We start from the raw sequence: 19,332 nt of genomic DNA on the forward strand, positions 1-19,332 counted from the left end.
TCAGAAGAATAACGGGAGGGGCGTGTCAGGCGCCGGAACAACATGAAGCGTACCGACAAGGTCATCATCACCTGCGCCGTGACCGGCTCCATCCACACCCCCACCATGTCGCCGCACCTGCCGATCACGCCGGACGAAATTGCAGCGGAGGCGATCGCAGCGGCGGAGGCCGGCGCGGCGATGCTGCACCTGCACGCCCGCAACCCACAGACCGGTCAACCGAGCCAGGACCCCGAACTGTTCCGCCAGTTCCTGCCGCGCATCAAACAGTCGACCGACGCGATCCTGAACATCACCACCGGCGGCGGCCTGGGCATGAGCCTGGACGACCGGCTGGCTCCGGCCCGGACCTTCCAGCCCGAAGTCTGCTCGATGAACATGGGATCGGTGAACTTCAACATCTCCGGCGCGGGGGCGAAGATCAGCGACTGGCAGCATGATTGGGAAAAGCCCTATCTGGACATGACCAAGGATTTCATCCTGTCCAACACCTTTGCCCAGATCGAACGGGCGATGACCCTGCTCGCCGAACAAGGCACAAGGTTCGAGTTTGAATGCTATGATGTCGGGCATCTCTACAATCTCGCCCATTTCGTCGATCGCAAGATGGTCGAGCCGCCCTTCTTCATCCAGGGAGTGTTCGGCATTCTGGGCGGACTTGGCCCGGACCCGGAAAATGTCATGCACCTCAAATCCACCGCCGACCGGCTGTTCGGCGAGGAGTATATCTTCTCGGCGCTGGCGGCCGGCAAGCACCAGATGCGGCTCGTCACCCTGTCGGCGCTGCTGGGCGGATCGGTGCGGGTCGGGCTGGAGGACAGCCTCTATGCCGGCAAGGGCCAGATGGCGACGTCGAACGCGGTGCAGGTCGCCAAGATCCGCCGCATATTGGAGGAACTGAGCCGGACCATCGCCACACCGGACGATGCACGTGCGATGATGCAGACCAAGGGCGGCGACAATGTCGCTTTCTGACATTGCTACGCCCTCCGGCGGTCTGGCCGACGGATTGGCCTATGCGCAGGGGCCGGCATTGGACGAAAGCGGTTTCATCCTGCCATCCGAATATCCCAACAGCTTTGCGACCTCCACCCCGGACAAGACGGCCATCGTCTTCGGCCCGCATAGCTGGACCTACGCGCAGCTTGACCGGGGCTGCAACGCGGCCGTCACCCTGCTCGCCGACTATGGGGTCGGGCCGGGCGGCCGCTTTGCCTATATCGGCAAGAATAACGACCTGTTCTTCCTGATGCTGATCGGCGCGATCCGCGCCGGCGCGGTGATGGTGCCGGTCAACTGGCGCAACACCGCACCGGAAACCCGCTATGTGTTGGAGGATGGCGCCGTCAGCCTAGTCCTGTGCGACGCCGAATTTCTGCCGTTGATCGAGCAGGCCGATCGTGCGGGCCTGCCGCGGATCGTGGTTGATGCGGAGGGCGCGGATGGCCTGCGTGCGCGGATAGACGCAGCCGCGCCCGCCCCGCGCCAGCCGCTCGATCCGCAGGCGCCCTGCCTACAACTCTATACCAGCGGCACCACCGGTCGCCCCAAGGGGGTGGTGACGTCGCAATATGCGTTCGGCATCCACCGCCATATCGAAAACCGGTCCGGCTATTTCGCCGATTGGGGCGATGACGAGATATTGCTCTCGCCCCTGCCCTCCTTCCATATCGGCGGCATGTCCTGGGTCTGCACGGCGCTGGTGCGCGGCGCGACCGTCCATGTCATCGCCGACACCAGCCCAGCGACAATTCTCGACAATTGCCTGGCCCATGGCATCACCCGTACCTTCATCGTGCCGACCCTGGTCCGCGGTCTGATCGGCGAGATGGATGCGCGCGGCGTGCGTGTGCCAACGCTGCGGGGCATCCATTATGGCGCGGCGTCGATGGACCCGGCCCTGCTGGAGCGATCGGTCGACCGCATCGGCTGCCGCTTTCTGCAATATTATGGCATGACCGAGATTTCGGGGACGATGTCGATCCTGGGACCGGACCAGCATGACGCCAGCAGGCCGGCCCTGCTGCGATCGGTCGGACGTCCCCTTCCCGGCTTCGCGATCGCCATTCGTGGACCGGACGGCGACCTGCTGCCGATCGACACGCCCGGCGAGATCTGGGTGAAGGGGCCAAGCCTGCTGATCGCATATTGGAACAAGCCAGAGGCCACGGCGGAAGCGCTGATCGAGGGCTGGTATCGATCAGGCGACGGCGGGCGGCTGGACCGGGACGGCTTCCTGTTCCTAACCGACCGGATCAAGGATATGATCGTGTCGGGCGGCGAGAATGTCTATCCGGCCGAGGTCGAGGCGGTGCTGCGCGACCATCCGGCCATCCTCGACTGCGCAGTGTTCGGCCTGCCCCATCCCAAATGGGGCGAGGGCGTCACCGCGGCGCTGGAACTGCGCCCCGGTCATGCGGTCGAGGCGGACGATGTGATCGCTTTCGCGCGACTATCGCTGGCGGCCTACAAGATCCCTCGACGGATCGAGGTGGGCGTGCAGCTGCCGCGCACCGCATCGGGCAAGGTGCAGCGCGCGGCGATCCGCAAATATTTCATCGAGCAGGCGGATTGACCGCCGTCGCAGGAGAAACGGCATGTATCTGATCGCGCGGCTGGAACTCTCCTATGCCGGCCTGATGGAGTTCATGGCGATCGCACCGAAGGTCCGAGAGAAGATGGAAGCGCAGGGCTGCAAGATGCTCCACGCCCTGTTGCAACAGACCGAACGGTTCAACACCATCATCCATCTGTGGGACGTGCCAGACGCCAGCGCCTATTTCACGGCGATCAACGCGCTGCAATCGGACCCCGACTTTCCCGAGATCATCGCCGCGCTGGGCCGGTCGGTGGTGAACGAGACGCTCGCGCTGGCGGTGGATACGCCTTACGCGCCGCAACGGACCTAAACCAGCAACCGCCCCCGGATCGCGTCGATCAGCGCGCTGTCCAACCCCAGTTCGTCCCGAATGAAACCCTCGCCCGATCCGTGGCGCACCTCGACCGTCTCGAACATCGCGGCGAGATAGGCTGGATCGGCGCGCATCATCGGTTCCCAGATGCGCGGGTTGATGCCGGCCAGCCGATCGCCAAACGGGTCCTTCGCCACCAGTTCGCAGCCGCGTGCGAAGAAGCGATCGGTGATCGCATAATCCGCCAGCACATCCGCCCGCGCCACCCCCAGCAGGTCGAGCAGCAAGGCCGCGGCGATACCGGTGCGGTCCTTCCCCGCTGCGCAGTGGAAAACCAGCGGCAACGGACCGGCGGCGATCCGACGGAACAGTTCGCGATAGGAAGGGGCCTGTTCATAGGCAAGATCGCGATACGCCTCGACCATCAGCGCCTTCGATCTCTCCGGCGTGGCATCGGGATGCCGCATCGCTTCGGTCAGGTCGCCTGCGCTCATCGGATGATCTCGCGCCCAGATTTCATACTGCGCCGCTTGCGGCAGTCGCGACGGCCGCCGTTCCCGCTCGCGGGTCGAGCGGAAATCGCAGATCAGCGCCAATCCCAGCGCGTCCATCACCGCATGGTCCCGGTCGGTCAGTTCCGACAGGGTACCCGACCGATAGACGAGGCCGTGCGCCACCATCCGCCCGTCCGCACCGCGATAGCCGCCGATGTCGCGGAAATTATGGCCACCTTCCAGCGCCACGATGCGGTCGAAATCCTCAACCGGGCTGCTCATGCCTGGCTGACTCGCGCCAGCAAGTTTCGCGTGAAGGGGGCCACCCGCGCGACCGCTTCGTCGGACAGGCCGTAGCGCGGCAGCGGGAAGCCGGCAAAGCGCCGGCGCCCGCCATCGGTGCGATAGAGATAGGTGATGGTCTGGATCAGGCTGCCGATCTGGCCACCAGGATGCATGAAGGGCTCGCCGCCCAGGAAGCAGCCACCGGCCGCCTCCCCCAATTGCCGGACGATGTCCAAATTCTTCTGCCACAGCCGACGACAGACGATATAGGCGCCGAACGGCGTGCCCGACAGCACGGCTTTGGCGGCCGGGCTTTCGAGAAAGGAACGCATCGGCACCGACGGGTGATCGCCCCAGGTATTGCTGAACAGCAGCACCGCATCATAGCGCCCGTTTATTGCATCAGGCGGATCATAGGTGAGCGGAACGGTCATCCCCTTCTGTGCGCCCTGTGTCCATTTCTTGGACGCGGCGACATTCATCGGTCGCGCCAGCACATCGGCCGGGTCGGACATCGCCATGCGACAACAAGTCACGTCCCACCCTGCGGCGCGTGCGGCATCGGCGGCGAGGCCAGCCGCCTTTTCCGCCTGGCCGGTCATCGAATAATAAAGGATCAGACAATGCATCGCGCGCCCTCCGTCAGCCGACGCTGGCCGAGCAACGATCAAGCACCACTGCGTTGCGCTCCACCGCCACCGCCCGGAAGCGCAATTGGCCAGCGCCTTCCTCGAAAAATTCGAAGCGGATGGTTTCGCCCGGCATCACCGGCTTGCTGAAGCGCACGAACATCGACTGGAAGCGCGCCACGTCATGATCGCAATAGCCGGCCAATATCGCGCGGTTGGCCAGCCCCTTGGTACACAGGCCATGCAGGATCGGCCGGTCAAATCCCGCCTTGCGCGCGATGGCAGGGTCGGCATGGAGCGGGTTCCAGTCGCCGCTGAGGCGATAGATCAGCGCCTGGCGCGGCAGGGTGGCGATCTCCACGATGCGGTCGGGCGCGCGATCGGGCACCGGTTGCGCAGCGGGCATCGCATCGCCAAAGCCCCCCTCCCCGCCATTGCCGCGCAGGAACAGGGTGGAGCGGACGGTGGCCAAATGATCGCCGGTCGCGTCATCGAACAGGTCTTTCTCCTGATGCAATAGTGCGCCGCGCCCCTCGCCCTTGTCCTCCAGCCCGGCGACGCGATATTCGCCCCGGATCGCACCGGTCGCGGGCAAGGCTTGATGCATCACCAGATCCTGTTCGGCATGTAATATCTTGACCCAGTCGATGCCGAACTGCGGATCCTGCGCCCAGAAACCGGGATGGCACAGGATGTTCGCATAGGATGGAAGGCAGCGCAGATGCTGCTCATAGACGAAGGGCAGTTCCGCCTCGTCCAGCGGGTCGGCGCCATAGCCCAGGCCCAGCGCATAGAGGATGGCATCGCGCCTATCATAGGGCTGGATGATCGGATCGATCGCCATCGTCCGGATCTTTTCGATGTCCATCGCGCCGTCATCCCCTCCGGCGCTTGCGCGCCTCCTATTTGGTTCGTATTAGAATGATAAGCTAGCAATCTTAAATCCGAAATGCCAGCGAGAAATGATATGCCAGCACACCAGATTGACAATATGGTATGCTGGCCTATGATCTGACCGGAAGAGAATGGCGGTGTCGGCAAGGCTGCCCGACCATGTCCAAGGAGAAGGATCGATGGGTAGCCAGACCAAATTCGCGCCCGATTATCGCGAAAGCCCCGCCCCGCTGTTCCAGCAGGTGATCGCTGACGATCCGATCCCCGCACCCGCCGTGCTGCGTGAATATTCCGAGATCGACGTGCCCGTCGCTCGCGTGCCGCGCGACCAGTATCGCAGCCCCGCCTTCGCCGCGCTGGAAGAGGAGCGGCTATGGCCTCGCGTCTGGCAGATGGCCTGCCGCGAAGAACAGATCCCCGAAGTCGGCGACTGCGTGGTCTATGATAGCCCGGGCGCGTCCTTCATCATCGTGCGCAGCGGTCCCGACGATATCCGGGCCTATTATAATAGCTGCCTGCATCGCGGCATGAAGCTGTGCGCCCAGGATACCAGCGTCGCCAAACTCTCCTGCCCTTTCCATGGCTTCACCTGGAATCTGGATGGTACGCTCGCGCATGTGCCTTCGCGCTGGGATTTCCCGGGCCTCAAGGACGAGAATATGCATCTGCCGCAGGCGCGGGTGGAGCGCTGGGACGGTTTCGTCTTCCTCAACCGCGATGCCGATGCGCCGCCGCTGGCCGACTATCTGGGCCACATACCGGCGCATTTCGCCGACTGGTCCTATGGCGACAAATATCTGGCGACAGTGATCCGCAAGACGATCGACGCCAACTGGAAAACCTGTATCGAGGCGTTCGTCGAATCCTATCATCTGGCCGGCATCCATGCCCAGGCGCTGCCCTTTGGCGGCGATGCCAGCACCCAATATGATGTCTGGGCCGACGATCCCCATGTCAGCCGCTTCATGGAGCCGACCGGCATCATGAGCGACCAGTTGCCCCGCGCCTTGTCGGAACAGGAAATCCTCAACTCCGCGCTGTCGGTGGTGTTTGCAGGTGCGGTGCCGCCGACACTGGAGGATGGCATGAAGGCCCGCCACTTCATGGCGGCGGGGATGCGCGCGGCGATGGGCGAAGCGCATGGCGTCGATTATTCCGCCATGTCGGACGCGGAAGCGGGCGACGCCGTGCAATATTCGCTGTTTCCCAACCTCATCATCTTCCGCTCGCTGGGCTACCCCTATGTCTATCGCTTCCTCCCGGTCCGGGGCGATCCCAACCGCGCAACTTTCGAGTTCATGATCTTCAAGCCCAAGCCAGCCGACGCTCAATGGCTGCCCGAAGTGGAGAAGGTCGAGCTGGGCGAGACAGACACATTCGCCGGCGCGGGGGTGCTGCCTCCCTGGCATGGCGAGATATATGATCAGGACGTCAACGGCCTGCGCCAGTGCCAGGCCGGAATGCGCGACGGCGGCGACGCCGACATCATCTATTCCGCCTATCAGGAGGTGCGCATCCGGCACCTGCACCAGACACTGGCCCGCTATGTCAGCGACGATCCCCGCGACGCGCCGGGGCGCCGCTAATGGAAAGCCGCATCCACACCACGCCGAACCTGTTCATTTCGCGCTGGACGATCGCGCCGGACCGGCGCGCGGAGTTTCTCGCGATCTGGGACGGGCTGTGGCGCGCCCATGCCGGGGCGATCGAAGTCATGACCCATTTCGTTTATTATGGCTGGGCACGCGATCCCAACCAGCTGGTCGTGCTCGAATCCTATCGCGACGAGGCGGTCGTTACCGAACTACGCAAGGATGAGGGGTTCAAGCAGGCGGTGCGTGCCATGCTCGATTGCTGCAGCGCGCCGATGACGATGGAATTGCTGAGCGGGATGGGAGGCGACCGATCGATCTTCGATCTCTATCCGGCCGGACCGTCACGCGTCCATCCGCAGGATGCCGCCCAGCCCACGATCTTCCTCTAAGAAACGGCCTCATGACCAGCCTTATTCCCGCCTTCACCACCAGCACCAGCAATCGCCAGATCGTGCTGGCCCAGCGCCCGCAGGGCAGCCCCACCCGCAGCGATTTCACCCTGCGCGAGACGCCGGTCGTCGCGCCGCAGGCCGGCCAGTTCCTGGTCCGCAATCTCTATCTCTCGGCCGATCCGGTCCAGCGCGGCTGGGCCTCCAACCCCGCGTTGACGCCGATCGACGCACCGATGCGCGCGCTAGCCGTCGGTGTGGTGATCGACAGCCGCGATGCTTCGATACAGGCAGGCGACGTCGTCTATGGCTTTCTGGGCTGGCAGGATTATGCGCTCGTCACCCGTGCTGATCTGCTGTCGCACATTCCGACACCGCGCATGCCACTATCCACCTATGCCGGCGTGCTGGGCATGCCCGGCGTCACCGCCTGGCTGGCGCTGCACGACATCGCGCCGCCATCCGCCGGGAAATCGGTGCTGGTGTCCACGGCGGCAGGGACCGTCGGCAGCATCGTCGGCCAGATTGCGCGACAGACGGGCGCGCATGTCATCGGCCTCACCGGCAGCGACGACAAGGTCGCGCGTTGCGTCGATCGCTTCGGCTATCATGCCGCCTATAATTACAAGACAGGCGACCTGGCGGAGACGCTGGCCGCCGCCCAGCCCGGCGGGTTCGATATCTATTTCGACAATACCGGGGGGTGGATTCTCGACACGGCGATCCGCGCCATGGCCCGCTTCGGCCGGATCGTCCAGTGCGGCACGGCCGCCACGTCCAGTTGGTCGCCACCGCCCACCGGCCTGCGTAACGAACGCGAGTTATTGATGCGCGCACTGACCTGGACCGGCTTCGTCATCTTCGACCATGTGCCGCGCTTTAGCGAAGCGATCGACCGGCTGAGCGACATGCTGATCGCCGGCCAGCTCCATCATGATGAAGTGGTGGAGCCGGGGCTGGAGCGGATCAGCGCTGTGCTGGAAGCGCTGTTCACCGGCAGCAATGCCGGCAAGACGCTAATCTATATCGGCGAGGATTGAGCGGCAGGATCAGTCCTGCCGCCACACGCCGATCGCCGGACGGATCGGCTGCACGACCAATTCGTCGCCAAAAATGCCCTCGGTCGTGAACGGGTCGGCTGCCACCAGCGCGCGTGCCGCTGCCTCGTCAACCGCCTCCAACAGGAAGCTGCTGCCGATTGGCGTCGCGTCCGGCGCATCGCTGCTCAGCATCGCGCCGGCCACCTTGAGCGCTGCGCCCTGCCCGACCCAATAATCGACATGGCGCTGACGATGTTCCAGCCGCTTTTCGAGCAGGCCCGGCCGGTCGGCGGCCATGATGAGAAAGAACATGGGCTTTCCTTATTTCGCGCCTTATTTCGCTGTCGCGTCGTCCAGGCGGCCTTCGGCGTCGTCGGCCACGCCGCCGCCCTGTTCGACCAGGACTTCCTTCAAATTCTTCTTCACCCGCGCCAGCACCTTCTCGCAGATCGCGATTTCCTCCGCGGTCGAACCGGACAGGATGCGCTGGTTCATCTGCGAGGCTACCTCGACCATCAGGCCGATCAGGCTGAACCCCTTTTCCGTGATGAAGACGCGCTTGGCACGACGATCAGTCGCGTCGGCGCGGCGTTCGACATGGCCCGACTCCTCCAGCCGGTCCACGAGGCCACCGACGGTGACCTTGCCCACTTCCATCAGTCGGGCGAGATCGACCTGCATCATCCCGTCATTGCCGCCACGCGACAGGGTCGTCAGCACCGACCATTGCGAGCGGGTGATGTCATAGGGACGCATCATCTGATCCATCACCGTGCGGCGGATGCGCGACACGTCATGGACCAGATAGCCGAAGGTGAATTGCTGCGCCGAGGGGCGCTCACCCGGCGTTGCAACGGTCTCTGCGGTCTTCTTCTTGCTCTTCATATTCGTTCATCTTCATAGCTGCGCATAACTGCGTTGCGGCCATCATGGCCCACCGGCGAACAATATGCAGCAAAAATCGACAATTGCATATGATATGCAGGCATATCGTTCATATTATCGCATATCGTGGGCGCGATGGGTTTCATTCACGCAGCCGCCGAAAGCAGGTTCGCAGCTCCTCCACGAACAGGGCCGGTTGCTCGAACGCAGCGAAATGGCCGCCCTTCTCGACGCTATTCCAATGGATGATCTGGCTAAAAACCTGTTCCGCCCATCGCCGTGGCGGCGCCAGTATCTCGCGGGGAAACTGGGTATAGCCGAGCGGCAGATCGACCTTCATCGGCCGGAAACTGCCCATGCTTTCCCAATAGAGCCGCGCCGACGACGCTGCGCTGTTGGTCAACCAGTAGAGCATGATCGCATCGAGCATCTCGTCGCGGGAGAAGATATTTTCGGGCTCGCCATCGCAATCGCTCCAGCCCCGCAGCTTTTCATAAATCCACGCCGCCTGCCCCACCGGGGAGTCCGCCAGCGCATAGCCGATCGTCTGCGGCCGGGTCGCCTGCAACCGGGCATAGGCAGATTCGACATCAGCAAAATGGCGCGATGCCGCCACCGCCCGCTGTTCGTCAGGATCAAGCTGGTCCCCCAGATCGGGCGGCATGATCGACAGCATGTTGAGATGGACGCCGATCAGGCCCGACGGTGCCTGCGTCCCCAGCGTCACCGTAACCGACGATCCCCAGTCCCCGCCCTGCGCGACATATCGGTCATAGCCCAGTCGATCCATCAGTGCGGCCCAAGCCTGCGCAATCCGTTCGACACCCCAGCCGGTTTCTGCGGGCTTGTCCGAAAAGCCATAGCCAGGCAGCGAGGGAATGACGAGATGGAAGGCGTCGGCCGGATTACCGCCATGTGCGGGCGGATCGGTCAAAGGGCCGATAACCTTGTGAAATTCGATCACCGATCCGGGCCAGCCGTGGGTCAGCAGCAGGGGCATCGCCCCGTCATGGCGCGATCGGATATGCAGGAAATGCACGTCCAGCCCGTCGATCATCGTCTTGAACTGGCCGAAGCCGTTGAGCATCGCTTCGCAGCGGCGCCAGTCATAGCCGCGCCGCCAATAATCGACCAGCGCGCGCAGCCGGTCTGTCGGCACGCCCTGATCCCATCCCGTCGCGGTTTCCCGTTCCGGCCAGCGGGTCTGGTCAAGGCGCCGGTGCAGATCGTCCAGTTCGGCCTGCGGCACCGCCAGGGTGAAGGGGCGGACGGCGCTCATGCCTCGCGCTCCAGAATCGAATCCAGCGTCAGCGCGATCCGGTGCAGCAGTCGCTGGGTGAAATGCGCGCCGGCGCTGGCCACCAGCACATCGTCGCTCAGCCCCTTTTCAAAGGAATCCCGGCCGCCGGCCATCACCAGCTTCATCAGCCGCAGTCCGGCCCGCAGCGCGAAATAATCGATCTGGCGCTGCGGAATGTCGGCACCGCCCGCCGCGCGATAGGCCTGCATGAACCGGCTCCAGTCGGTCACGGCGATCACGGCGGGATAGCAATAGCCCAGATCCTCGCCGGGGTGACCGATCGCGCATTGCTCCCAATCGAGCACCGCCGTGATAGTCCCGTCCTGCGCCAGGATGTTGTGGAACAGCATGTCGTTGTGGACGATGGCCCGGCGATCGTCGAGATCGCCGACATGCGCCCGCAACCAGGCGATCGCCGCCGACATGGTGATCGATGGCCAATGCGCATTGTCGGTCCAGGCCGATGCCAGTTGCTCCAGTTCCGCTTGCCAGTCCCCGCCGGCGCTCCGCGGCGCATGCAGCCCCTCACCCACGTCGTCGACCGGCTGAGCATGCAGCAACGCCATCTCGCGCGCCAGGCCCAGCACGACCTGCTCATCGTCGGCAGGCAGCCAATAGTCGGGCTGCACCGGCGCGCCTGGAACCTGCTCGGACAGAAGGAAAGGCGCATCGAGCCAGCCAAGCGCCTCCTCCACCAGCAGCGGCCGGGGCACGCGCATACCCGCCGCATGGAGGCGCGACAGCAGGGCATGCTGGGCCGCCTCTCCCAGGAAAGCCGCGCTGCCCGCCTGACCGGGAATGCCGCGCTGGATCACCATATCCATTGGCAGATCGCGTCCACCGGTTATGGAAAAGAGCGCGGTCTGGCGCGAGCGGCCTCCGGCGATCAGGCGGAAGGTCGTAATCTCGGCATCGGCGCAGCCAGGCAATTGGCGCAGATAGGCTTGCAGGCGCGCCGGATCGATAATGCTGACGCCGGTATCGCCCGATGCCGGTCCAGCCCGCTCGACTGCATCGATGCGGGTCAGCACGGCGTCGAGCAGCGCCTTTTCCCACGCGATCGCATCGCGCGCCATGGCTGGCGGCAGGCCGGCGTCCAGCCCAGCCGCCGCAGCCGCGATCGCCCGGCCGGTGTCCCTATGCGCTGCAGCATTTTCGGGCGGTCCCCCCAGCCTGTCGGTATCCGCCAGCGGTCCGTCCGCAGTGGGATCCCACTCCAGCGCGTTCGCGACGCTGGTCAGGATGCGGACACCATTGTCCAGCGCGTCGCGGGCACTCGCATCCGTGACGCTGGGGCGGACCTGCGTTCGCAAGCCCCGCGCTACACTCCAGAGATATTGAGCATTCGACATGCGATCGCCTCGTCCATCTTTCGGGGGAAAGGCCGTCAGGCGGCCGGCAGGCTCAGGATTTTCGTCACCCCGTCCCATGTCGCGCCCGCCTGCTCGATCGCGGCGAACAGCCCCTGCACCGCGGGCGTCAGTTGGGCGATTTCCAGGATCACCTTCTCGCCGGCATCCATCGCATAATAGGCAAGGGCCGAGCCGTCGGCGAAGCTTGCCCCCTGCAGGCGCCGGCCGCCGCGCTGCGTGGCCCAGCGCTCCGCCTCGGCCAGATCATCGGCGAAGACGCACAGATGATGGACGCCCGTCTTCCCGTCGGCCAGAAATTCCTGGAAGATGGATGGGCCACGCGGCTCGATCAGTTCGACCATCAGATCACCCGAATAGGCAATCGCCGCGCCGAATTCGGCGATATGCGCCTGGCCGCGATAGTCTCCCTTGGTCACGTCGAAGGGCGGGAAGATGAAGAAGGGGCCGACCCCCATCACCTGCGTCCACCAGTCGATCGCGGCATGCAGATCAGGCACCATATAGGCAATCTGGTTGATACGGCTCATCGGCTTCAGCGTCATCGCGCAATCCTCTCCGGTCATGGCCCTTGCCACTAGTTATCATTAATATGATATGCTAGCACTCTAATTATGCAATGAGAAAGACTCATGCCTGATCGAAGTGGAGCGAGAGGATGCGGCGGACCAAAAGTCCTGACCTAAATGGCCGAATTGCACTGATTACGGGCGGTGCGCGCGGATTGGGCGCCGCCTGCGCCTGGGCGATCTGCGAAGCGGGTGGCAAGGCGATGATCGCCGACCTGTTGACCGATCGTGGCGAAGCAACGGCGGAAGAATTGCGCGCCGTCGGGCATGACGCCCATTTCACCCCGCTCGACGTGCGCGACGAGGCTGGCTGGGCAGCAGCGGTGGCCGCGACGGTCGATCGCTTCGGCCGGATCGACATCCTCGTCAATAATGCCGGCATCGCGACCGCCGCGACGATCGAGGATCTGACCCTCGCCGATTTCCAGGCCATCCTCGACATCAACCTGCTCGGCGCCTTTCGCGGCATGCAGGCGTTGATCCCCGTGATGAAGGCGGGCGGAGGCGGTGCGATCGTCAATATCGCGTCCAATTCGACCCAGCGGGTGAGCGCCATCACCACCAGCTATGCGGCGACCAAGGCAGCGGTCGCCAACATGACCAAGTCGGCGGCGATCCATCTGGCACAGACTGGCACCGGCATCCGCGTCAATTCGGTCCATCCCGGCCCGCATGCGACCGAAATGCTGCTGGGCAGCGATGCCAAGGCCGACCTGCCCCAGGTGCAGGCGCTGCGCGACGCCATCCCGATGGGGCGCATGGGCAATGCCGAGGAAGTGGGAGCCGTCGTCGCCTTCCTGGCATCCGACGCGGCCTCCTACGTCACCGGGGCGGAACTGTTCGTCGATGGCGGGCTGACGCCGCACTGACCACGCCTTCGCCGTCCCACTCGTCCCCCAGCGCAGGAGCCGCGCCCATGCTGACCCCTTATGACGAATTTCCGGTGCATCAGGCCCCCCATAGCTTCAGCCATATCCCGTCCACCGACTATGCCTGGGACGATGGTTATTGGTTCGGCGTGTTCAATGCCGACGAGAAGCTGTTCCTGGGCACCTATATGCGGGTGAACCCCAATACCGACATGATCGGCGGCTGCGCGCTGCTGAATGTCGCGGGCTACCAGATCACGGTGCGGTTCAACCGTTGCTGGCGCCGCAATTTCGCGCTCGAAATCGGCCCATATCGGATGACGATCGAGGAACCGCTCAAACGCATCCGGCTGGAAATGGCAGACCATGGCAGCGGCCTCAGCTTCGACCTGGTCTGGGAAGGCACCTCACCCGCCTTTCTGGAGGAACATCATACCGCAACCTACCGCGGACGGCGGACGACCGATCAGACCCGCTATTCGCAGCCGGGCAAGTGCAGCGGCTGGATCAAGTTTCGGGATCGTAGCTGGCAAGTCGAGCCGGACAACTGGTCGGGGTCGCGCGACCATAGCTGGGGTCTTTACGCCTCGCGGCCGCCGCTGTCGCCGTCGCCGGCGCTGCTGCCCCCGCCCGCCAATGATGACGGCCCCAAACGCGCCCTGCGCTTCTGGACCTGTTTTCGCACCGAACCCTTTAGCGGCTTCTACCATGTGCATGAAACCGCGCAGGGGGTGCAGTGCAAGATGAACGACGTGTTCGGGACACCCTTTGACGGACGCATCTTCCGCGGCTGGGGCGAGGAGGATATCGAACTGGCATCGGGCCGCCATGAAATGGACTTCATCCCCGGCACCCGCATCCTCAAGCAGGCGCGATTTTTCCTGACCGATATCCAGGGCCGCGAATGGCGCCAGATATTCGACATCGAAACCCCGCCCTGGATCGTCCAACCGATGGGCGCCTTTCCCGGTAGCTGGAAGGATGGCGGCACCTTCTTCACCTATCACGGGTCGGAAGAACTGGCGCTGGAATGGGACGAGGGCGACTATTCTGTTCAGCCGTTCGAATATACGCCCTATGCCGTCAGCGGCGCGGCGGCAGCGGAGGGTTTCAACACTGGCACGTCGATCGGCAACATGGTGCATGGCCCCGAATATCTGGCCCGCGTCACCACCCATGCCCCTGACGGATCGATCAGCACCGGCGCGGCTCAGGTGGAGTTGTTCATCAACGGCCCCTACGCGCCTTATGGTTTCGCATGACGATGGACTTCACGCCGGCGCAACTGGCCCCCATCCTGTCCGCGCATCTGGGCGGACAGGTGGTGGTGGATCGGGTCGAGGGCTTCCCGCGCGGATCGTCGCGCGAGACCCGCTTCGTCACCTATCGGCTGGACGGCAGTCCACCGCGCGAACTGGTACTGCGCAGCGATTTCCCGGCCGGCAGCACCGACCCCAATCCGCTGGACCTGGAATATTTCGTCTATGAGCGGCTGAACCATGCCGACGTGCCGACCGCCCGCGCGCTGTTCTGGGAAGCGGGAACCGAACGCCCCTTCTATGCCCGCGAAAAGATCGATGGCGACTGGAACATCGCCCATTTTTCCGATCTCGACCCTGCCTATGATGATCTGCGCATCGCCATGGCAAAGGCGCATATAGCCGCCCTTGCCCGCGTCCATGCGCTCGACTGGCTCACGCTTGGCTTTGGCGAGCGTTTACCCGTTCCCCGTGACGAGGCCGATGCTGCCCCCTGCGCGCTGCGCCATGCCCGCGCGCAATATCTGGCGCTGGCGACCGAGCCGATCCCGCTGTTGATCGAGGCGATCGAATGGCTGACCGATCATGCCCCGCCCGCCCCTTGCCTCAGCCTGTGCAAGGGCACCAACGGCTATGGCGAGGAGGTATTTCGCGACGAGCACCTGGTGGCGCTCAGCGACTGGGAGGAAGTGACGATCGGCGATCCGGCATCGGACTTCGCCTTCATGCAGGGCTTTCTGGTCGACATCGAACGCAACGGCGAAATCCTCTGGGGCCTGGGTCCGGCGCTCGACTATTATGCCGACCTGACCGGCATTCGGATCATCCCGCAGGCGGTGCAATATTATCAACTTATCCGCGCGCTGCGCCTGGCCATCATGTCGCATAATTCGGCCGCGTCGCTGCGCCGCGCCGATGCCCATATCCGCCAGGGCTGGACCGCGAGCGAGGTGCAGCATCTGGCCAAGCATATCCTGGCGTCCGCCATGGGCATGGCCCCGCCGATCGCCGCGCCGCGCTTTGCCCAGCTCAACATCTCCGTCGATATGGAATAGGCCGATGATCCATCCTTCCGCTGTGCAGATCGTGCGCAATATCGAAGCGACTTTGGTCGCGGTCGTCGAACCGGCGGTCCAGACCACCACCGCCCGCAGCGCGCTGGCCACGATCGGCCATCTGCTGCGCCATGTCGCCCTGCGCATCGATCAGGAGGGACAAATCCTGACGGACGACATTGCTATGCAGACAGCCTTGCTGCGCGACATCGCCGCCTATTTCGCGACGATCGGCGATGGTGCCCGTGCCGATGCAATCCATGGCGTCCTCGCCGATGCCACCGACACAGACCTGCCCTATCCCTCGCTCGCGATCATGGGCGATCGAAGCGCGCAACTGGGCGGCGCCATTCAGGACGTGCTTATCCTTCTACAGCAGCAGCGCGCGGCGCGGCAGCGCGACCCAGCCTATCAGGCGGTCCGCACCGCCATCCGCGACTATCTCGCCGCGCAGGTCGTGGCCGAGGGCGCGCTGATCCATCCTGCCTTTGAAGACAAGGGGCCAAGACGATGACCGGCAATCTGAGGACCAGTTCCTATGTCGGCGCCAGCGTGCCGTTCGCGCCGATACTGCCGGCGGATGACTATCTCCATCCCGTGGGGCCGGACGCGCATTTCACCGCGATCGAGACCAATCTCTATGGTTTCGACATTCCCGAGCATGCGATCAACTGCAACATCTACCTGCTCTGGCACCATGCCCTGGGCACGATGTCGCTGCACATCTTCGTCCACAAGGGGCAACGGATATTGCCGCATCAATTGGCGGCCGACTATTTCAAGGAACATCTCTACCTGCCCGCCGTGCCGGACATAGCCGACTTCACGGTCCAGGCCGGATCGATGACCTATCATTCGCGGATCATCGATCCGCTGGACGATATCCTGATCGAGGCGGATGACCCGAGCCGCAATTTCGCGCTGCGCCTGCGCTATCGCGCTGCGCTGCCCCCCGTGGGACGCCCCGGCGGCAAGCATTTCACCCAGTTGCTCAAGACTTCAGGCGAACTGGTGCTTGACGGCGAAAGTTACAGGATCGACGGCCATTATATGCGCGACCGGTCCTGGGGCTATAACCGCCCGGAAGAACCCGAACGCACGCCGCCCTATCGCTGGATGACCGGCTGGATCGACGACGGCAAGGGCGGCATCCACAAGAGCTTCGTCATCGCCTGGATCGATACCGGCATGCTCGACGGGGCCGAATTCGGCCCCGACTGGCACAGCCATGTCGGCGGCGCGGACGGCAGCGGCGCCAACAAATGGGAATCGGGCGGCAGCACGCCCAGCCTCAACCTGCGCAGCGGCTGGATATCGGTCGACGGCATAGCGCGTCCGGTGGTCCGCATCGATACCCGCACCCTGTTCGACGAGGATAGTCGCCTGCTGGTGCGCGGCTTCGCGGTCGATATCGAGGATGATCAGGGCGAGGTGCATCGCTTCACCGCCAGCACCATCGCCATGATCCCCAAAATGTATTGGCAGAACCTGGTCACCTACATGCATTTCATGGAATTGTCCTGCGACGGGCTGACCGGACATGGCGACCTGATGGACAGTTTCGGCGGTCACCATATCCGCCAGTTCGGGCTTTAGACTCCCGGGAAATCAGTGCTTTCGGACAGGCTGCGCCAGGCATCGACCTCGGCGCGGCGCTGCTTGAGCACGTCGTCGGCAAAGCCATAGGCATCGCTGCCCAGAAGCAGGCGCAAGGGGGGCGTATCGCTGTCCATGGCGGCGAAGATGGCAGGCCCGGCCGCATCGGGATTGCCCGGCTGCACGCCGTCCACGCTGCCGGCCCAGTTGCGCATATCGACCAGGAACGGATAGGCGGGATGCGGGCTGGCCGGCTCCGCGATCGACCGCCCCGAAAAATCGGTCCGGAAAAAGCCCGGTTCGACGATCAGCACCCCGACGCCGAAGGAGGACATTTCCTCCGCCAGCGATTCCGACAATCCCTCCAGCGCGAATTTCGAGGCCGAATAGAAACCCGCCCCCATGTGCCCGCGCCAGCCGGCGATCGAGGACATGTTGACGATATAGGCCGATCCCCGCGTCCGCAGCATCGGCAAGGCCGCGCGTATCAGTCGCAACGGTCCGAAGAAATTGACGTCCAACTGGGCCGCGATCTCGGCATCGCTGCTTTCTTCCACGCCGCCCAGGAACCCGTAGCCGGCGTTGTTAAGCAGCACGTCAAATCCGCCCTGAGCCTCTGCCACCCGGATCGCGGCACCGATCTGCTCCGGGTCACGCACGTCCAGCGGCAGCGCGACGGCGCGCCCATCGCCAGCAGCGACCAGATCGTCCAGCGCCGTCACATCCCGCGCCGTCGCGATCACCTGCCCGCCTTGCGCCAGCACGGCCCGCGCGATCGACCGGCCAAAACCGCTGGATGCCCCGGTGATGAACCAGCTTTTCCTGCCCCATATCGTCATCGCCCTCTCCCTTTTCGATAGCGCATGATCGCGCTTATGATATGCTAGATTACGATAATGGATTTGCGGCCGCAATGCCGCTCGCAAGCCTTGACATATGCAAACTAGCATATAGTAATCATGCATATTATATAGGCGAGAGCGACGCGCAACGTCCGCCAGCCGATCAGATGGGAGGGTTTGCGTGGACATCAGTTTTTCCGAAGAGCATGAGGCCATTCGCGACAGCGTGCGCAAGGTGTGCGACCAGTTCGATGACGAATATTGGTCGCGCTGCGATCAGGAAAAAACCTTCCCCTTTGAATTTCACAAGGCGATGGCAGACGCTGGCTGGCTGGGGATCACCATGCCGGAGGAATTTGGCGGCGCCAATCTGGGCGTCACCGAAGCGGCGATCATGATGCATGAAGTGGCGTGCAGCGCCGGCGGCTATTCGGCGGCCAGCACCCTGCACCTCAACATCTTCGGTCCGCATGCGGTGGTGGTGAACGGCACGCCCGAGCAGAAGGAGCGGATGCTGAAGCCCTTGATCGACGGCACCGACCGCGCCTGTTTCGGTGTGACCGAACCCGATGCCGGGCTCGACACCACCAGCATCTCGACCTTCGCAACCAAAGTGCCGGGCGGCTACCGCGTCACCGGGCGCAAGATCTGGACGTCGTCGGGACAGGTCGCCAACAAGATCCTGCTGCTGACCCGCACCACGCCCAAGGACCAGTGCAAGAAGCCGACCGACGGCATGACCCTGTTCTATACCGATCTCGACAAGAGCCAGGTCGAGGTTCGGCGCATCCCCAAGATGGGCCGCAATGCGGTCGATTCCAACGCAACCTTCATCGACGATTATTTCGTGCCCGAAGAGGATCGCATCGGCGAGGAAGGCAAGGGGTTCCATTATATCCTGCACAGCCTGAACCCCGAACGCATCCTAGTGGGCATCGAGGCGGTGGGACTGGGCCGCGGCGCCCTTGCGCGCGCCGCCAAATATGCCGGCGAGCGCAAGGTGTTCGGCCGTCTGATCGGCCAGAACCAGGGCATCCAGCATCCGCTGGCGGAAAACTGGACCTATCTGGAATCCGCCTATTGGATGATCATGCGGGCAGCCAATCTCTACGATCAAGGCAAGCCATGCGGCGCGGAGGCGAATGCCGGCAAGTTCCTGGGTGGCCGTGCCGCCTATGACGCCTGCACCCGCGCCGTGATGACCTTTGGCGGCATGGGCTATTCGACCGAATATCAGGTCGAACGGCTGTTCCGCGAGTCCATTCTGCTGCGCATCGCACCGATCACCGAGCAGCTGATCCTCAGCTTCATCGCGGAAAAGGTGCTCGACCTGCCCAAATCCTACTGAA

21 protein-coding genes are annotated in these 19,332 nt (G+C 63.8%); 12 read left to right on the top strand and 9 right to left on the bottom strand.

The window, feature by feature from the left end; genetic code table 11:
• Window positions 1–42 precede the first annotated feature (42 nt).
• From kce to N6H05_RS19790, 3 genes are read left to right on the top strand one after another with little or no spacing between them, the layout of a single operon-like run.
• A complete protein-coding gene (gene kce, locus N6H05_RS19780; protein ID WP_284111308.1) occupies window positions 43–975 on the top strand; it encodes a 3,5-dioxohexanoate:acetyl-CoA acetone transferase in 933 nt (310 codons plus the stop codon).
• Window positions 962–2,575: a class I adenylate-forming enzyme family protein gene (locus tag N6H05_RS19785; protein ID WP_284111309.1), complete on the top strand. Its 1,614-nt coding sequence runs from the start codon at window positions 962–964 to the stop codon at window positions 2,573–2,575. Before kce ends, N6H05_RS19785 begins: the two co-directional genes overlap by 14 nt.
• Window positions 2,576–2,597: 22 nt before the next feature.
• Window positions 2,598–2,909: a hypothetical protein gene (locus N6H05_RS19790; protein WP_284111310.1), complete on the top strand. Its 312-nt coding sequence runs from the start codon at window positions 2,598–2,600 to the stop codon at window positions 2,907–2,909.
• Here N6H05_RS19790 and N6H05_RS19795 read toward each other — a convergent pair.
• The 3 genes from N6H05_RS19795 to N6H05_RS19805 are packed head-to-tail and all read right to left on the bottom strand — an operon-like array spanning window position 2,906 to window position 5,188.
• A complete protein-coding gene (locus N6H05_RS19795; protein ID WP_284111311.1) occupies window positions 2,906–3,688 on the bottom strand; it encodes a tyrosine-protein phosphatase in 783 nt (260 codons plus the stop codon). The two genes, N6H05_RS19790 and N6H05_RS19795, sit on opposite strands and share 4 nt — an antisense overlap.
• Window positions 3,685–4,320, bottom strand: coding sequence for a hypothetical protein (locus tag N6H05_RS19800; protein ID WP_284111313.1), 636 nt, complete (start codon window positions 4,318–4,320; stop codon window positions 3,685–3,687). Before N6H05_RS19800 ends, N6H05_RS19795 begins: the two co-directional genes overlap by 4 nt.
• A 13-nt stretch (window positions 4,321–4,333) precedes the next feature.
• Window positions 4,334–5,188 (bottom strand): MaoC/PaaZ C-terminal domain-containing protein, encoded by an 855-nt coding sequence (locus N6H05_RS19805; protein ID WP_284111314.1) that lies wholly within the window; start codon window positions 5,186–5,188, stop codon window positions 4,334–4,336.
• Window positions 5,189–5,393: 205 nt separating this feature from the next.
• On the opposite strand from N6H05_RS19805, the gene N6H05_RS19810 reads away from it, so the two are divergent.
• From N6H05_RS19810 to N6H05_RS19820, 3 genes are read left to right on the top strand one after another with little or no spacing between them, the layout of a single operon-like run.
• Window positions 5,394–6,800, top strand: coding sequence for an aromatic ring-hydroxylating oxygenase subunit alpha (locus N6H05_RS19810; protein WP_284111315.1), 1,407 nt, complete (start codon window positions 5,394–5,396; stop codon window positions 6,798–6,800).
• Window positions 6,800–7,198 carry a putative quinol monooxygenase gene (locus tag N6H05_RS19815; protein WP_284111316.1) on the top strand — a complete coding sequence of 133 codons (399 nt, stop codon included), beginning with the start codon at window positions 6,800–6,802 and terminating at the stop codon, window positions 7,196–7,198. The genes N6H05_RS19810 and N6H05_RS19815 overlap by 1 nt, the downstream gene beginning before the upstream one ends.
• Before the next feature lie 11 nt (window positions 7,199–7,209).
• Window positions 7,210–8,238, top strand: a complete 1,029-nt coding sequence (locus N6H05_RS19820; protein ID WP_284111317.1) for an NADP-dependent oxidoreductase — start codon at window positions 7,210–7,212, stop codon at window positions 8,236–8,238.
• A 9-nt stretch (window positions 8,239–8,247) separates the two neighbouring features.
• Here the strand turns inward: N6H05_RS19820 and N6H05_RS19825 are convergent, their stop codons facing one another.
• From N6H05_RS19825 to N6H05_RS19845, 5 genes are all read right to left on the bottom strand, one after another.
• Window positions 8,248–8,550 carry a YciI family protein gene (locus N6H05_RS19825; protein ID WP_284111318.1) on the bottom strand — a complete coding sequence of 101 codons (303 nt, stop codon included), beginning with the start codon at window positions 8,548–8,550 and terminating at the stop codon, window positions 8,248–8,250.
• Between the two features lie 21 nt (window positions 8,551–8,571).
• The gene (locus N6H05_RS19830) at window positions 8,572–9,123 is read right to left on the bottom strand and encodes a MarR family winged helix-turn-helix transcriptional regulator (RefSeq protein WP_284111319.1); all 552 of its coding nucleotides are present in this window, start codon (window positions 9,121–9,123) and stop codon (window positions 8,572–8,574) included.
• A gap of 142 nt (window positions 9,124–9,265) precedes the next feature.
• Window positions 9,266–10,402, bottom strand: coding sequence for an epoxide hydrolase family protein (locus N6H05_RS19835; RefSeq protein ID WP_284111320.1), 1,137 nt, complete (start codon window positions 10,400–10,402; stop codon window positions 9,266–9,268).
• Complete coding sequence (locus N6H05_RS19840) at window positions 10,399–11,775, bottom strand: phosphotransferase family protein (RefSeq protein ID WP_284111321.1); 1,377 nt, start codon at window positions 11,773–11,775, stop codon at window positions 10,399–10,401. The genes N6H05_RS19835 and N6H05_RS19840 overlap by 4 nt, the downstream gene beginning before the upstream one ends.
• A 35-nt stretch (window positions 11,776–11,810) precedes the next feature.
• Entirely contained in the window at window positions 11,811–12,359 is a 549-nt protein-coding gene (locus N6H05_RS19845) for a VOC family protein (protein ID WP_284111322.1), read from the bottom strand.
• A gap of 92 nt (window positions 12,360–12,451) precedes the next feature.
• Between N6H05_RS19845 and N6H05_RS19850 the strand changes: the two genes are divergently transcribed.
• Genes N6H05_RS19850 through N6H05_RS19870 form a run of 5 tightly spaced genes read left to right on the top strand, consistent with a single transcriptional unit; the run spans window position 12,452 to window position 17,141 of the window.
• Window positions 12,452–13,231, top strand: coding sequence for an SDR family NAD(P)-dependent oxidoreductase (locus N6H05_RS19850; protein WP_284111323.1), 780 nt, complete (start codon window positions 12,452–12,454; stop codon window positions 13,229–13,231).
• 47 nt (window positions 13,232–13,278) lie between these two features.
• Window positions 13,279–14,493, top strand: coding sequence for an Rv3169 family protein (locus N6H05_RS19855; RefSeq protein WP_284111324.1), 1,215 nt, complete (start codon window positions 13,279–13,281; stop codon window positions 14,491–14,493).
• Window positions 14,490–15,545: a phosphotransferase family protein gene (locus N6H05_RS19860; protein ID WP_284111326.1), complete on the top strand. Its 1,056-nt coding sequence runs from the start codon at window positions 14,490–14,492 to the stop codon at window positions 15,543–15,545. Before N6H05_RS19855 ends, N6H05_RS19860 begins: the two co-directional genes overlap by 4 nt.
• A gap of 4 nt (window positions 15,546–15,549) precedes the next feature.
• On the top strand, window positions 15,550–16,059 hold the full coding sequence (locus N6H05_RS19865) for a hypothetical protein (RefSeq protein ID WP_284111327.1): 510 nt from the start codon (window positions 15,550–15,552) through the stop codon (window positions 16,057–16,059).
• Window positions 16,056–17,141 carry a DUF7064 domain-containing protein gene (locus N6H05_RS19870; RefSeq protein ID WP_284111328.1) on the top strand — a complete coding sequence of 362 codons (1,086 nt, stop codon included), beginning with the start codon at window positions 16,056–16,058 and terminating at the stop codon, window positions 17,139–17,141. Before N6H05_RS19865 ends, N6H05_RS19870 begins: the two co-directional genes overlap by 4 nt.
• Here N6H05_RS19870 and N6H05_RS19875 read toward each other — a convergent pair.
• Complete coding sequence (locus N6H05_RS19875) at window positions 17,138–17,980, bottom strand: SDR family NAD(P)-dependent oxidoreductase (RefSeq protein ID WP_284111329.1); 843 nt, start codon at window positions 17,978–17,980, stop codon at window positions 17,138–17,140. The two genes, N6H05_RS19870 and N6H05_RS19875, sit on opposite strands and share 4 nt — an antisense overlap.
• Before the next feature lie 184 nt (window positions 17,981–18,164).
• On the opposite strand from N6H05_RS19875, the gene N6H05_RS19880 reads away from it, so the two are divergent.
• Entirely contained in the window at window positions 18,165–19,331 is a 1,167-nt protein-coding gene (locus tag N6H05_RS19880) for an acyl-CoA dehydrogenase family protein (protein ID WP_284111330.1), read from the top strand.
• The last annotated feature ends 1 nt before the right edge of the window (window position 19,332 follow it).

Source organism: Sphingobium sp. WTD-1, from assembly GCF_030128825.1.
Classification (GTDB): domain Bacteria; phylum Pseudomonadota; class Alphaproteobacteria; order Sphingomonadales; family Sphingomonadaceae; genus Sphingobium.

What these genes read in the sequence shown, in the direction of transcription:
- kce (WP_284111308.1), top strand. Translation starts at nt 43, where the DNA reads ATGAAGCGTACCGACAAGGTCATCATCACCTGCGCCGTGACCGGCTCC.
- N6H05_RS19785 (WP_284111309.1), top strand. Translation starts at nt 962, where the DNA reads ATGTCGCTTTCTGACATTGCTACGCCCTCCGGCGGTCTGGCCGACGGA.
- N6H05_RS19790 (WP_284111310.1), top strand. Translation starts at nt 2,598, where the DNA reads ATGTATCTGATCGCGCGGCTGGAACTCTCCTATGCCGGCCTGATGGAG.
- N6H05_RS19795 (WP_284111311.1), bottom strand. Translation starts at nt 3,688, where the DNA reads ATGAGCAGCCCGGTTGAGGATTTCGACCGCATCGTGGCGCTGGAAGGT.
- N6H05_RS19800 (WP_284111313.1), bottom strand. Translation starts at nt 4,320, where the DNA reads ATGCATTGTCTGATCCTTTATTATTCGATGACCGGCCAGGCGGAAAAG.
- N6H05_RS19805 (WP_284111314.1), bottom strand. Translation starts at nt 5,188, where the DNA reads ATGGACATCGAAAAGATCCGGACGATGGCGATCGATCCGATCATCCAG.
- N6H05_RS19810 (WP_284111315.1), top strand. Translation starts at nt 5,394, where the DNA reads ATGGGTAGCCAGACCAAATTCGCGCCCGATTATCGCGAAAGCCCCGCC.
- N6H05_RS19815 (WP_284111316.1), top strand. Translation starts at nt 6,800, where the DNA reads ATGGAAAGCCGCATCCACACCACGCCGAACCTGTTCATTTCGCGCTGG.
- N6H05_RS19820 (WP_284111317.1), top strand. Translation starts at nt 7,210, where the DNA reads ATGACCAGCCTTATTCCCGCCTTCACCACCAGCACCAGCAATCGCCAG.
- N6H05_RS19825 (WP_284111318.1), bottom strand. Translation starts at nt 8,550, where the DNA reads ATGTTCTTTCTCATCATGGCCGCCGACCGGCCGGGCCTGCTCGAAAAG.
- N6H05_RS19830 (WP_284111319.1), bottom strand. Translation starts at nt 9,123, where the DNA reads ATGAAGAGCAAGAAGAAGACCGCAGAGACCGTTGCAACGCCGGGTGAG.
- N6H05_RS19835 (WP_284111320.1), bottom strand. Translation starts at nt 10,402, where the DNA reads ATGAGCGCCGTCCGCCCCTTCACCCTGGCGGTGCCGCAGGCCGAACTG.
- N6H05_RS19840 (WP_284111321.1), bottom strand. Translation starts at nt 11,775, where the DNA reads ATGTCGAATGCTCAATATCTCTGGAGTGTAGCGCGGGGCTTGCGAACG.
- N6H05_RS19845 (WP_284111322.1), bottom strand. Translation starts at nt 12,359, where the DNA reads ATGACCGGAGAGGATTGCGCGATGACGCTGAAGCCGATGAGCCGTATC.
- N6H05_RS19850 (WP_284111323.1), top strand. Translation starts at nt 12,452, where the DNA reads ATGCGGCGGACCAAAAGTCCTGACCTAAATGGCCGAATTGCACTGATT.
- N6H05_RS19855 (WP_284111324.1), top strand. Translation starts at nt 13,279, where the DNA reads ATGCTGACCCCTTATGACGAATTTCCGGTGCATCAGGCCCCCCATAGC.
- N6H05_RS19860 (WP_284111326.1), top strand. Translation starts at nt 14,490, where the DNA reads ATGACGATGGACTTCACGCCGGCGCAACTGGCCCCCATCCTGTCCGCG.
- N6H05_RS19865 (WP_284111327.1), top strand. Translation starts at nt 15,550, where the DNA reads ATGATCCATCCTTCCGCTGTGCAGATCGTGCGCAATATCGAAGCGACT.
- N6H05_RS19870 (WP_284111328.1), top strand. Translation starts at nt 16,056, where the DNA reads ATGACCGGCAATCTGAGGACCAGTTCCTATGTCGGCGCCAGCGTGCCG.
- N6H05_RS19875 (WP_284111329.1), bottom strand. Translation starts at nt 17,980, where the DNA reads ATGACGATATGGGGCAGGAAAAGCTGGTTCATCACCGGGGCATCCAGC.